12 protein-coding genes are annotated in these 13255 nt (G+C 69.7%); 7 read left to right on the top strand and 5 right to left on the bottom strand.

The window, feature by feature from the left end; genetic code table 11:
• Positions 1–45 precede the first annotated feature (45 nt).
• Complete coding sequence (locus ACFWFI_RS32305; protein WP_387397133.1) at positions 46–1683, bottom strand: MFS transporter; 1638 nt, start codon at positions 1681–1683, stop codon at positions 46–48.
• A 365-nt stretch (positions 1684–2048) separates the two neighbouring features.
• Here ACFWFI_RS32305 and ACFWFI_RS32300 point away from each other — a divergent pair, with 365 nt between their 5' ends.
• Complete coding sequence (locus ACFWFI_RS32300) at positions 2049–2657, top strand: TetR/AcrR family transcriptional regulator (RefSeq protein WP_387397130.1); 609 nt, start codon at positions 2049–2051, stop codon at positions 2655–2657.
• 80 nt (positions 2658–2737) lie between these two features.
• On the opposite strand, the gene ACFWFI_RS32295 is transcribed toward ACFWFI_RS32300, so the two are convergent.
• Genes ACFWFI_RS32295 through ACFWFI_RS32280 form a run of 4 tightly spaced genes read right to left on the bottom strand, consistent with a single transcriptional unit; the run spans position 2738 to position 6168 of the window.
• Positions 2738–3661: a LysR family transcriptional regulator gene (locus tag ACFWFI_RS32295; protein ID WP_387397127.1), complete on the bottom strand. Its 924-nt coding sequence runs from the start codon at positions 3659–3661 to the stop codon at positions 2738–2740.
• Between the two features lie 10 nt (positions 3662–3671).
• Entirely contained in the window at positions 3672–4814 is a 1143-nt protein-coding gene (locus ACFWFI_RS32290) for an NAD(P)/FAD-dependent oxidoreductase (protein ID WP_387397125.1), read from the bottom strand.
• A complete protein-coding gene (locus ACFWFI_RS32285; protein WP_387397122.1) occupies positions 4811–4999 on the bottom strand; it encodes a ferredoxin in 189 nt (62 codons plus the stop codon). The genes ACFWFI_RS32290 and ACFWFI_RS32285 overlap by 4 nt, the downstream gene beginning before the upstream one ends.
• Positions 4996–6168, bottom strand: coding sequence for a cytochrome P450 (locus tag ACFWFI_RS32280; protein ID WP_387397119.1), 1173 nt, complete (start codon positions 6166–6168; stop codon positions 4996–4998). Before ACFWFI_RS32280 ends, ACFWFI_RS32285 begins: the two co-directional genes overlap by 4 nt.
• Positions 6169–6435: 267 nt before the next feature.
• Here ACFWFI_RS32280 and ACFWFI_RS32275 point away from each other — a divergent pair, with 267 nt between their 5' ends.
• The 6 genes from ACFWFI_RS32275 to ACFWFI_RS32250 are packed head-to-tail and all read left to right on the top strand — an operon-like array spanning position 6436 to position 13250.
• On the top strand, positions 6436–7410 hold the full coding sequence (locus ACFWFI_RS32275; RefSeq protein WP_387397116.1) for a phosphotriesterase family protein: 975 nt from the start codon (positions 6436–6438) through the stop codon (positions 7408–7410).
• A gap of 49 nt (positions 7411–7459) precedes the next feature.
• Positions 7460–8413: a phosphotriesterase family protein gene (locus tag ACFWFI_RS32270; RefSeq protein ID WP_387397113.1), complete on the top strand. Its 954-nt coding sequence runs from the start codon at positions 7460–7462 to the stop codon at positions 8411–8413.
• 11 nt (positions 8414–8424) lie between these two features.
• Positions 8425–9540 (top strand): FAD-dependent oxidoreductase, encoded by a 1116-nt coding sequence (locus ACFWFI_RS32265; protein ID WP_387397112.1) that lies wholly within the window; start codon positions 8425–8427, stop codon positions 9538–9540.
• Between the two features lie 4 nt (positions 9541–9544).
• Positions 9545–10468: an alpha/beta hydrolase gene (locus ACFWFI_RS32260; RefSeq protein WP_387397110.1), complete on the top strand. Its 924-nt coding sequence runs from the start codon at positions 9545–9547 to the stop codon at positions 10466–10468.
• Between the two features lie 37 nt (positions 10469–10505).
• Positions 10506–11447, top strand: coding sequence for an MBL fold metallo-hydrolase (locus ACFWFI_RS32255; protein ID WP_387397107.1), 942 nt, complete (start codon positions 10506–10508; stop codon positions 11445–11447).
• Between the two features lie 18 nt (positions 11448–11465).
• On the top strand, positions 11466–13250 hold the full coding sequence (locus ACFWFI_RS32250) for a CocE/NonD family hydrolase (protein ID WP_387397105.1): 1785 nt from the start codon (positions 11466–11468) through the stop codon (positions 13248–13250).
• Positions 13251–13255 lie beyond the last annotated feature (5 nt).

The raw sequence follows: 13255 nt of genomic DNA, 5'->3' as shown, positions 1-13255 counted from the left end.
GCCGCTTTCCTGGTTCCGCCCCGGAATCCCCCACGGGCGGGCCGCCTACACGGTGGGGACGGATTCCCGCCTGCCGCCGCGTCCGGGCGACGGGGGCGCGGGCACCTCGTCCTCGGTGGAACGGTGGGCGCGGACCCCGATCATGCCGAAGGCCGTCAGCGCCGCGGCGACGGCGGCCGCCACACCGCACACGAGGAAGGCGGTGCTGAAGCCAGAGCCGAGGGCCTCCAGGGCGAGACCGTGCGCCGCGGAGCCCGGGGCGCCGGGCGGCAGGCTGTTGACGGCGATGGGGCCGCCCGCCGCGGCGACCTCGCGTGCCGCTGCCAGCTGACCGTCCGACAGATCCGCGCCGGAGAGGTTCGCCGCGAAGGCCGACCCCGCCTTGCTGAGGGCGACCGCGCCGACCACGACGGGGCCGAGAGCGAAGCCGAGGTCCCGCAGCATGTTGGTGGTGGCGCTGGCCATGCCCGCCAGGTTCGGGGGCACGCTGTTCAGCGCCACGGCAGTCACCGAGCTGACCGTCAGGGCGAAGCCGATGCCGATCAGCAGGGCGGGCGCGACGAACGCGCCGAGGCCCGGGTCGGTGATGTCCAGCCGGGTGCACAGCAGGCAGCCGATCGCCATCAGGGCGAATCCCGTCGTCAGCAGCCAGGTCGGCGCGACCCGGTGCAGGAGCCGTGAGACGACAGGGATGAGCAGGAAGGCGGGCCCCTGGAGGAGTAGGAAGGGGATCGCGACGCGGATCGGGTCCTGGTGCTGTGCGGGGCCCAGCCACATGCTCGTCGCGAAGCAGGCGCCGAGGAAGGCGAGCATGCCGATGACGGCGACGACGGACGACACGGTGAAGGCCCGGTTGCGGAACAGGGCCAGGTCGAAGATCGGGGATTCGGCCCCCAGCTCCACCACGACGAACCCGGCGAGGAAGCACGTGCCGATGAGGAAGGCGAGTATGACGGGAAGGGTGGTCCAGCCCGACTCGGGCCCCTCGACGGCGCCGTACAGCACCAGGATCAGGCCGATGGCGAAGGTGATCTGACCGGGCACGTCGAGCCGGCGGCCCGCGGGCGCCTTCGACTCCGTGGCCAGCATCAGGGTGAGCACCATGCTGACCAGGGCGAGTCCGACGAGCACCCAGAACGAACCGCGCCACGATCCGACCTTGGCGAACACGCCGCCGAGCAGAGGTGAGACTGCGGCGCCGGCGGAGAGGCAGCCGCTCCAGACCGCCACCGAGTGCGCCCGTTCCCGGGAGGTACGCGTGACGGAGGTGATCGCGGTGAGCGAGCCGGGGAACATGGCACCGGCGCCAAGTCCGTTCAGGGCGGCGCCGATCCACAGCACCTGCACGGAGGGCGCGACAGCGGCCACGGTGCTGCCCGCGGCGACCAGTGCCGTGCCGGCCATGATCAGTCTTCGCCGCCCGAAGAGGTCACCGAGGACACCGAAGGTGAATTCGAAGCAGACCACGGCGATCATGAACGCGGCCGTGATCCAGGTGAGCTGAGAACCGTGTGTGTTCAGGTCCTGCTGGAGGAGTCCGTTGAGCGAGGCCGGCAGCGCGTTCGCGACCTGGGCCACGAAGACCGCGCAGCAGGCGGCAGCCAGCGTTCCCGCGTAGCCCGGTGTCCGGGCGGCCCCCGCGGTTGGGCCCGGGGACGTCGTCGTCCCGTTGTTGAGCGTCATTGCTGTTCTCCCTGGCTGGGAAAGATGGGCATCCCGAAGGCCTGAGCCCTGTGAGACGGAAGGGCTCGGCTCTGCGTGCGCGGTGGGGGAGAGGGGCACGACGCGAGTCGAGCGTGATGCCGTGGAGAATGGCATTTGCTTTACGTCGCGTCAATGCTTTGTGCGCGAAATAAAGTGAATCGAGTGACCGTAAGTTGAAAGGTCGGCTTGTCGCGCGATCAGGGCTCGACGCTGGGCGACTTCGTTCGAGGTGCCGCGCGCGACGCGTTCGCCTTTGCTTTACATAGTGTCAATAAATCGTGCAGCGCGTATTACGTGAGGGCGGTGTGTGCACTCGGCGTACAGTCGCGCGTTAGGATCCAGGCATGGCGAACCTTCGTGAGGCACAGAAGCAGATGACGCGCCGTCTGCTGCTGGAGTCAGGACTCGAGCTCTTCAAGACGAAGGGGTACGCCGTCACCACGGTGGACGACATCGCCACCGCGGCGGGCACCACGCGCGTGACCTTCTACGCGTACTTCCCCTCCCGCAGCGAACTGATGAAGGCGCTCATCGACGAGCGGCTCAACGAGGCGCTGGAGCGCGTCCGCTCCCAGGAGCACGGCTCGACGGCGCAGGACCTCGTCGCCACGGTTGCCGACGGGACGCCGGAGGCGATCAGGGCGTGGCTGCGGCGCACCGCCGACAACTGGCCGGCCATCCGGCCGATCATCCGTGTCGGCCGTGACGCCGCGGTGGTCGATCCGGAACTCACCGACCTGGTGGAGCGATGGATGGAGGAGGCCATCAGCGACATCGAGGACGGACTGGAGGCGGCGGGTCGCCTCGAGCCCCATCAGCGCCACTTCCGGGGAGTTCTCGCGATGGCCCAGCTCGACTTCGTCGCCCAGAACTGGGACGGCTCCGACTGGAAGCTCACGCGCGACCAGATGCTCGACGAGCTCGGCGCCAGCTGGGTACAACTGCTGACCTGACCTGACCTGACCTGACCTGACCGGGCCCGCGGGGCAGGGTCGAGGGATCCCCCTCCTGCCGGTGCCCCGGCCCGCCGGGGTCAGAGGCTCCTCGCCGCGTCGAACAGCAGCTCGCGAAGCCATGCGATGAAGTACTGATCAGCCAGTCGCGGGTTCCAGACCATGTCGATCCCGAGCCCGGGAAGCGGGAACGGGAACTCCTCGATCCGCACGTCGGAGAGCGTCCGCATGGTGGCGGCCACCTGGTAGCGGAGGAGAGCGACGCCGCCCGCGCGTGCGACCAGGAAAGGCACCAGCAGGAAGTCGGAGATCAACTGGCCGACGCGGTAGGTCACCCCCTCCTCCTCCAGTACGGAGTAGGGGAAGACCCGCCGATCGGTGTCGACGACGATGTGCGGCTGTGTGGTCAGGAGATCGAGCGCGCTCGCTTCCGGTGGCGTATCCGGCGAGGCCACCACCACACAGCGGTCGTTGTACAGCCGCTCGCGCGGGTGCGGGGAGAAGTGCCCCTCGGAGAGCAGCACGACGTCGACACCCTGGCCGGTGAAAGTGGCCTCGGTCGGCACCGTCATCGTCCGCACACGCAGCGTGGCGTGCGGAGCGCGTTCGGCGACGAGCCGTGTCAGCCGGGGGCCGACGACGAACGCCGTGCTGTTCGTCATGGCGATCGTGATGACGCGCCGGTCCGTGGCGGGATCGAAGCAGGGGAAGTTCACGATGTGTGCGGTCTGTTGCAGGGCGCTGCGCAGCGGCGCGATCAGCTCCAGCGCCCGCGGGGTCAGCGTGACGCCCGTCCCTTGCCGGACGACGAGTTCGTCACCCAGCAGACGCCGCATTCTCGTGAGGGCGTGGCTCATCGCCGGCTGCGACAGGCCGACCCGCTCCGCTGCCCTGGTCACCGACCCCTCCTCGAGGAGCGCGAGGAGGGGCACCAACAGGTTGAGGTTGACCGATGCCAGCCGGTCCAACCCCGAACCCGTGGCGCCCTCTTCGTCGTCACCCATGGCGCGAACCCTACGCGGCGGCCTGGGTCATACGGCGCAGCCGGGGGATCGGGACCCGGTAGTTGAGCGCCGCGGCCACAGCGGTGCCGTCCGGGTGCGACCAGCGCATCAGCGCCGGCCCGCCACCGGGCCCTCCGTCGACGTACGCCGGTTCCCCCACCAGCGGCAGAGAGCCCACCGCCTTGAGGCTGAGTCCGAACTGCTCGGTCCAGAAGTACGGCTGATACCGGAGCGGCGGTGCGTCGTCGCCGTGGACCAGTGCCCTGGCGGCAACCTTCGCCTGCTCGATCGCACTGCTCCAGAGGGGGATGCGGCGCAGGCCGTGCGGAGTGGGGAAGGCCGCCAGGTCACCGACGGCCGCGACATCGGGGCGGACGAGCCCGCGCGAGTCGACCGGGACGCTGCCCCTCGCCACAAGTCCTGTGCCCGCGAGCCACTCCGTGTTGGGGATGTCGCCGACGGCGGTCAGGATCGTCTCCGCTTCGAGGGCCGCGCCGTCGTCAAGAACGACCCGGGTGCTCTCCCCACGGCGTTCGAGCCGCGCCGACCCGGTCTCGATGACGGTGAGCCCCAGGTCCAGCGCGGCCGTGACGAAGACGCCGGCGAGGTACGGACCGAGTTGGGCGATGAGCGGCACCCCTTGGGAGACGACGGTGACCCGGCAGCCGGCGGCCAGGCACCCCGAGGCGATCTCCATTCCGAGCGGGCCCCCGCCGACCACGATGACCGACGGCCGGCCGGCCAGCCGGCCGCGCAGGGACAGCGCGTCATCGAGTCCGCGCAAGGTGCGCTCCTCGGGAAGGCCGGACAGCCTCCGCGCCCGGGAGCCGGTGGCGAGCACGACGCGGTCGTACGGCAGATCCGTACCGTCGTCGAGCGTGACGAACCGGCGGTCGAGATCCAGGCCGGTCGCACGCACACCCAGAAGTTCGGTCGCCCCGTGGCCGGCCGGCGGAAGCTCGTGAGTCGACAGGCCGTCGCCGTCGAGCAACAGTGCCTTCGACAGGGCCGGCCGGCTGTACGCCGCATGCGGTTCGTCGCCGACGACGGTCAGTTCGCCGTCGAAGCCGGCCTCGCGGAGCGTATCGGCCGCGGTGAGTCCGGCGATCCCGTTGCCGACGACGACGACGCGGTCCAACGCGTCGCCGCTCATGCGATCCTCAGCGCGGCGACCGGACAGACTCGGACAGCGGCGTTCGCCAGGGCGGCGTCGGAGTCGTCGATCTCCTCGCGGTCGAGCACGAGTTCGCCTTCGTCGTCGAGGTGCATGAGCTGTGGGGCGGCCTCCTCGCACAGGCCGTGGCCCTCGCAGCGGGGGCGGTCGAGAGTGAGCTTCATGCTGCGATCACCTCCAGGACCGGGAGCTTCTCGATGCTGCGGGTGATGTTGCTGGGAACACGGACCTCGGGTCCGACGACCAGGCGCTCGACGCGCCGGGAAAGCGCTTCGATCACGGCGTGAGCCTCCAGGCGGGCGAGCCCTTGGCCCGCGCAGCCGTGGGGGCCGTAGCCGAACGAGAGGTGGTCGACCGGATTGCGCTCGACGAGGAAGGCGTCCGGGTTCTCGTAGTGCCGGGCGTCGCGGTTGCCGGCGCCGAACAGGATCGCGATCTGCGCACCCGCCGGGATGACTGCCCCGTCGATGTCGATGTCCTCGGTGGCGCGCCGGCCCCAGGCGTGGACGGGAGCCCAGAAGCGCAGCACCTCGTTGAACGCCGCAGGCACCAGAGACGGGTCCCTGCGGATCAGGGCGAGCTGGTCGGGGTGCGAGCCGAAGAGGGCGACGATGTTGCCGATCGCCGCCACGGTGGTGTCGACGCCGGCACCGAGGTACTGGTGGATGATGTGGCCGGCCGTGCCGGGCGGAACGGCGCCACGTGCCTCGGCTTCGAAGATGCCGCGCCCCACGGACCCCTCGGTCAGGTCGGTGGCCCTGACCCGGGAGCACCAGTTGTAGAGCTCGCCGGCGACGGGGAAGCTCTCGGCCGTGCGCTGGTTCATCGGACCGATGACCTGCATGGCGGCCTGGCCCCAGCGCAGCATGTTCTCGCGCACGTGGCCCGTGAAACCGATCAGGTCGGCGACGACCTCCAGCGGGAATGCCCGGGCCAGGGCGTCGATCGCCTCGAAGGTGCCCTTCTCGACGAGCTCCGCGACGAGAGTGTCCGCCTTCGCCTCGATCCGCCCTTTCAGCCCGCGCAGCGCACGCGGCGAGAGGTTCTCGCTGAGCGTGGCGCGCAGTTGGGTGTGCACCGGCGGATCGGACGCGAGCGAGGTGCCGGTGAGTGCCTCGTTGGCCATCGGGTTGAACCCGATCGAGGCCGAGGAGAACGACTCCCAGTCCGCGAGTGCGCGACGGACGGCTTCGTACCGCGTCAGCGCGTAGACATCGTTCTTCCGCAGGTGGACGACGGAGCCCTGTTCCCGCAGTTCGGCGTAGACGGGGTACGGGTCGAGTAGGACCTCGTCGGCGAAGAGGTCGATACCGGAGGTGGGTGGGGTGCTCATGACCCCCAGTGAAGTGGCCGGGCTCACATCCAACAAGTGAATGATTGGCATGCAGCTTCATGCACACGATGCATGTCTTCGCCTTCAGGCTGCCTGGTCACAGGGGCTCCCGACAGTCGCGGTGCGGCCGGCTCCGCACACTCGCCCCATGCTTCGTTCAATATTTTTTCTTGGTGTCCAATTCATTGACGTCGTGTAAACCCAATGGCTACCGTGACTGCAGCCACAGGGTGCTGAGCACCCCACTCGGACACGTGAGGGCAAGGCATGAGCGTCAAGAGCAACACCGTGAACACCGTCCTGGGCCCGGTGCCGACCGAGGAACTGGGCGTCGTCTCGGTCCACGAGGCACTGCTGTCGGTGTTTCCGGGCGCGGAGTACGCCTTCGACGTCACCATCGACCGCGCGGAGATCTTCGAGATCCTGGCCGCGAAGCTGAAGGACTTCCGAGCCCACGGCGGCGGCACGATCGTCGACAGCACCGGCATGTTCCACGGCCGCGACGTCCGGCTGTACGAGACCCTCGCCCGCGCGACCGGCGTGCACATCGTCGCCTCGACGGGGCAGGGCCCGGAGGAGCTGCTCGGCGGCTACTTCCTCACGCCGCAGACCAACCCGCCGACGCCGTGGCCTGCCGAGAAGTTCGCCGACCTCTTCACCAAGGAGGTCACCGAGGGCATGGTGGTCCCCCGTGTGGAGCGCCGCGGCGCCGCGGGCCTGGTGGCCACCGTCGCGACCGTCGAGGGCATGACCGCGACCGACGAGAGCCTGCTCCGCGGCGCGGCCCGGACCGCCCTGAGCACCGGCGTCGCGGTCTCCGTCCGCTACGGGAGCGACGCCGTCCACGACCTGGACGTCGTCCTGGACGAGGAGCTGCCGGCCGACCGCGTCGTAGTCGCCGGGCTCGACCGCAAGGACGCCGTCGCCTCCGGCGCACCCGGTGAGATCGCCCGCCGCGGCGCCTACGTCGCACTCGACCACGTGGGCCCGGAGGACGAGGCCCACATCGGCGACGCCGAGCGCGCCGCCCTGGCCGCCGACCTCGTGCGGGCCGGTTTCGGCGACCGGATCCTGCTCTCCAGCAACGCGACCGGGGTGGCGAAGGGCCACACCGGCAACGACCTGCCCTACAGCTACGTCCTGACCACCTTCGTCCCGCTCCTGAAGGCACAGGGTCTCAGCGAGGAGGACACGCGGCGGATTCTCGTCGAGAACCCGCGCGACCTGCTGTCGGTGCGCTGAGCGCGCCGGTGCGAACGACCGTCAAGTCTCTTATCCAAAGGTGAGTGTTGTGTCGAGAGTGAACACCGTCCTGGGACCGATCCCGGCCGAGGAGCTGGGTCTTGTGGCCATCCACGAGCACATCGGCTACGGCATGCCCGGCTCGGAGCTGGACACGAAGTGGTGGAAGACCCCCGAGCAGCGGTACGAGGAGACCGTCCCCAAGCTGCGCCGCTTCCACGAGCACGGCGGCGGCACCTTCGTCGACGCGACCGGGATCTGCAACGGCCGTGACGTCGACTACTACAAGTCGCTGTCCGCGAAGACCGGCGTGCACATCGTCGCCTGCACCGGCTTCGTCGGCGGCGACACCGCGCTGCCGCACTTCGCCCGGGCCGGAGTGGACTACCTGACCCGCCAGTTCGTCCACGAGATCACCGTCGGGATCGGTGCCACCGGCAGCCTCGCCGGTGTCATCAAGGTCGGCGTGAGCCGCGGCGGCCGAATGACGGACCTGGACAAGCGCATCTACCGGGCCGCGGCCCGCGCCTCGCTCACCACGGGAGTGCCGATCCTGACCCACCTCGCGATCGACGCCGAGAACGCGATCGCGATCTTCGCCGAGGAAGGCCTCCCGCTGGACCGTGTCCTGTTCGGGCACGTCGACGACGGCGTGAACGCCGACAAGACGCGCGACGTCTGGATCGCGGAGCAGGGCGGCCGCATCGGCTTCGACACCTTCGGTTACGAGACCGAGCTGCCGGACCCGCCGTTCTGGGCCCGCCCCCGCAAGGAGCGGCTGGACCACTTCCTCCGGTTCATCGGCGACGGCCGGCTCACGCAGGTCCTCGCCTCCGCCGACGCCAACTGCAGCGCGCTGGGCTGGCCGGGCGTGAAGGGCCACACCGTCAACTACATCTTCGAGGACCTCATCCCGGACCTCCGCGCCGCCGGTCTCGACGAGGCCGCGATCAAGACGATCTTCGTCGACAACCCGGCCGGCTTCCTCACCATCCAGAAGTAGAGAGAACCACCATGCAGCTCTCAGACCTGAAGAACTTGAAGATCGCCATCGTCGGAGCGGGGTACGGCGGCGCTGCGGCTGCCAAGGCTCTGAGCCTGCTCGGCGCGGACGTCGACGTCTACGAGCAGGCGAGCCAGATCGGGGAGGTCGGCGCCGGCATCGGCCTGCGTCCCTCCACCATGAACCGGTTCCGCGAGTGGGGGATCTTCGACGCGATCGCGAAGGTGAGTTCGCCCAGCGACTACTTCGAGATCCTCACCGCCACGGGTGAGCGGATGATGCAGGAGGCGTGGCCGGCCGCCGGCGAGCAGATCCACACCCACCTGATCCACCGCGGTGACTTCATCGACGCTCTCCTGGGCGTACTCCCCGAGGGCATGGTGCACCTCGGTCACAAGCTGGAGACCCTCCAGGACAAGGGCGACGGCGCCGTCCTCACCTTCGCCAACGGCACGACCGTCGAGGCCGACCTGGTCGTCGGTGGCGACGGCATCAAGTCGGTGGTGCGCCGTGAGCTGTTCAGCGACAAAGGGCCGGTGTTCTCCGGCGAGCACGCCTACCGCACGGTGATCTCCGTCGACGATGCCTACGGGATGGTCGTCGACGACAACCTGCGGATGTACATCGGCCGGGGCACGAAGATCTACCTGCTGCCGCTGCGCCACCGCAACCAGGTGTCGTTCGACGTCACCGCCCTGTGCCCGGACAGCACCTGGGCGCCGCAGGTCACCAAGGACGCCCTCCTCGCGACGGTGGAGGGCTTCGACGAGCGCCTCGTGAACATCACACGCGACCTCGACATGGCCACCGTCAACATCCGCGCGGTCTACGACATCGACCCGATCGACACGTGGCACACGGACTCCGTCGTCCTCGTGGGCGACGCGGCCCACTCGATGCTGCACCACCAGGGCCAGGGTGCGAACTCCGCCATCGAGGACGCCGGAGCCCTCGCCGACGCCCTGCGGCAGGCGGACTCGGTGAAGGAGGCGCTGGCTCTCTTCCAGGCCACCCGCAAGCCGGTCACCGACGAGCTGCAGCGCATTTCCCGCCAGGGGTGGACCGAGGAAGAGATACACGAGGTCTTCCCCGGTCAGAAGCCCGCATCCGCCGCCCCGCAGGAGTAACGCCATGCCACTGCATCCTGAGATCGCCAAGTTCGTCGCCGGTCTGCCGACCCCGCCCGAGGGCCCGCTCGACCCGGTCGCCATGCGCGCCGCGGACGAGGCGCATGTCGCCCCCGTCGAAGAGCGCCTGCCGCTCCACTCGGTCGAGGACGTGACCGCGCGGACGGCGTCGGGCGAGGTACCGGTGCGCATCTACACCCCGGTCGAGGCCGACAGCTACGGCGTGCTGGTCTACTTCCACGGCGGCGCGTTCTTCCTCGGCAGCCTGGAGACTCACGACCACGTCGCACGCTCGCTCGCGAAGGAGACGGGACTCAAGGTCGTCTCCGTCGGCTACCGCGTGGCGCCCGAGTCGGCCTTCCCGGCAGGTCTCGACGACTGCTACGCGGTCGTGCGCTGGGCCGCCGAGGAAGGCGAGAGCCTTGCCTGGGACGGAACGACCCTCGCCGTCGCAGGCGACAGCTCCGGCGGCACCTTCGTCGCCGCGGTCGCGGCCAAGGCGTACGACGACGGCTTCCACCGGATCACGCACCAGGTCCTCTACTACCCCTCGCTCGACCTGGACTTCGACGTCGACCGCTATGCCTCGCTGCGGGAGAACGCCGTGGGCTACGGCATGGAGACGGCGGGGCTGAAGCCCTTCAACGCCTTCTACATCGACAGCGGCGCCGACCCCGCGGACCCGCTCGTGTCGCCGGTCAGGCGGACGGACCTCACCGGCCTGCCGCCGGCCCTCGTCGTCACCGGGGAGTACGACCCGCTGCGTGACGAGGGCGAGCTGTACGGCCGGCTGCTGCGGGAGGCCGGTGTGGAAGCGACGGTCAGCCGGTACGAGGGCGCGGGCCACGGATTCGTCCAGCACTTCTCCTGGATCCCGGAGTACCACCGGGTCTTCGAGGAGACGCGCGACTTCCTGAACCGGCGCTGAACCCGTCGGCCCCGCGTACGAGTTCGGAAAGAGAGTCATGACGCACGCAGTCAACGTCCATCCCCTGGTCTCGCCGTGGGGTCGATTCGGCCTCTACAGCTTCTTCGTCGACGCACCCGAGCCGGCCGTCGTCGACACGGGGATCGCCTCCTCGCCCGCCGAGGGGATGATTCCCGCGCTCGAAGCGATCGGGCGCCGCATCGAGGACGTGCGCTGGATCCTGCTGACCCACGGTCACATCGACCACATCGGCGGGGCGCACGCCCTGTGGGAGCTCACCGGCCGCCGCGCACAGGTGGTGATCCACGAGGCCGACGCCCCGATGCTCCGCTCCCGTCGCGCCCATGTGGACGAATACCTCGCGGGACGCGGGCAGTACCTGGGCGACCCCGAGGGCGAGGCCAGGGTGACGGCCGCCACGAACGCCGTCATCTCCGGCGAGATGGAGCCCACCCTGCTCGTCAGGGGCGGCGAGACCATCTCCCTCGGCGGCGACGTCACCGTATCCGTGCACTCGATCCCGGGCCATACGCCCGGATCGGTGGCCTACGCCGTCGACGGCGGGCGCTCGGTGTTCGTCGGCGACGCCGTGCAGGTCAACGGGGCCGCCAACGGCTTCCCCGGCTACACGGACCCGGCCGCCTACCGCGCCGGCCTGGAGTACCTGCGCGACGAGGTCCGTCCTCAGCACCTGTACCTCGGGCACCCGTACCGCCGCGCCGACGGCACACCGTACGGAGTCGAGCTCGACGCCGCGCAGGCCCAGGAGGCCATCGCCCAGAGCCTCGCCGCCGAGGGCCGCGTCGGCGCGGCCGCCTGCGGCTGCCTGCGGGGCGGACTTCAGGAGACGGATTCTCCGTACTCCCCGTTCGCCCGCGCAGCCGAGGAACTCGGCTACACCGGCGACCCCGCGCTCGAGCCGTCGCCGTTCTTCACGTCGATGCACGGCTACCGCAAGCAGCACGACCAGACCTCGTAGTACAGGAGCTTCCCACTCATGACTGACTTCCAGACGATCCAGGCGGGCGGGCAGAAGATCGCCGTCCGCAAGGATCTCCGGGTGCCGATGCGCGACGGTGTGATGCTGGCGGCCGACACCTACAGCGGCGTCGACGACAAGCCGCGTCCGGCGCTCGTGGCGCTCAGCCCGTACGGCAAGGAGCTGCAGGCCCTCGCGCTCACCACACCGCCGCAGCGGCGCCCCAGCCCGATGTGGGACGGCTGCATCGAGGCCGGTGACATCGCGCGCGTCGTCCAGGAGGACTACGCCCACGTCATCGGCGACCTGCGCGGCTCCGGTGCCTCCGAGGGCGAGCACATCGGCAACTACAACGCCGGTGGGGTCCCGCTCGGCCAGGACGCGTACGACTTCATCGAGTGGGTCGCGGCCCAGCCGTGGTGCGACGGCAACGTCGGCATGATCGGCATCTCCTACTTCGGCTCGATGCAGGTGCTGGCGGCGGCCGAACGGCCGCCGAGCCTCAAGGCGATCTTCGTCAGCGGCGGTCACTTCGACTTCTACGAGACCACCTACCACGGCGGCGTCATGTGGTTCATGCCGCGCGCCGCCCGCGAGGGCCGCGGGGGCGACTCCGGATGGGCCTTCACCGACGGCGTCAAGTCCCGCATGCTGGAGACCTGTTCCCCAGAGGAGATCAAGGAGCGCGTGGCCGAGCGCCTCCAGGACCCGGACGTGGCCGCCTGGCCCAATCTGGTCCATGTGCTGAACTACCCGAAGAACCACGAGGCCTGGTTCGACATCGTGATGAACGAGGTCGACGGCGAGTGGTACGAGGAGCGCAACCCGATCACGCTCGCGCCCCGGATCGACATTCCGGTCTGGCTCCAGATCGACCAGGGCCGCGGCTGGACGATGGACGGCACCATCGAGCTCTACGACTCGCTGAAGGGACCGAAGAAGCTCGACATCGGCCCCTACCCGCCGATGCAGTCGCGCCCCTTCGTCGAGGAGCACGACAAGATGTTCCGCTGGTACGAGTACTGGCTCAAGGGCATCGACAACGGAATCATGGACGAGCCGGCCGTGAGCATCCATGTCGAGGGTTCGCGCGAGACCGTCACGGGCACGCAGTGGCCGCCGAAGGCCGTCGAGTACAGGCCGCTCTACCTGCGCCCGCGCCGCACGCTCTCCTTCGAGCCCGAGCTGATGGGCGCCGAGTACGCAGCCCCCGACGGCTTCTACCAGGCGCCGCTGACGGTGACCGACAAGGTGGAGATGCTCAGCTGGAGCACCGCCACGTTCACCGAGCCCACCGAGATGATCGGTCAGGGCGCGGCTCACATCTTCGCGGAGATCGACCAGCCGGACACGAACTTCATCCTGCGCATGTGGGACGAGGCCCCGAACGGCAAGCGTCAGCTCATCACGACGGCCTACCTCAAGGCATCGCACCGCGAGCTCGACGAGGAGCGCACCACCGAGGGCGATCCGTACCACCCGCACACCCGCGCGGTGCCCGTCGAGCCCGGGAGGATCGAGGAGTACGTGCTCCGCGTCTACCCCTTCGCGGCGACGTTCCTGCCGGGACACAAGCTGGTCGTCGAGCTCTCCAACGCCGAGCCGCTGGCCGACGAGCACAACGCCCTGCTGCCGCCGGACGCCTTCCACCTGCCGGTGGGCCGCCCCGTCACCCACAAGATCTACCGCGACGCCGCGCACCCCTCCCGGCTCGTGCTGCCGTTCACGACGGTCACGGCGGCGGACGTGACACGGCCGGGCTCCGCGGGCGACCACGAGGGGGACGGGCGCAGCGGCTCGTGATCCGG

Source organism: Streptomyces sp. NPDC060209, from assembly GCF_042728155.1.
Classification (GTDB): Bacteria; Actinomycetota; Actinomycetes; order Streptomycetales; family Streptomycetaceae; genus Streptomyces.
This window is presented reverse-complemented; position numbering and strand designations above follow the sequence as displayed.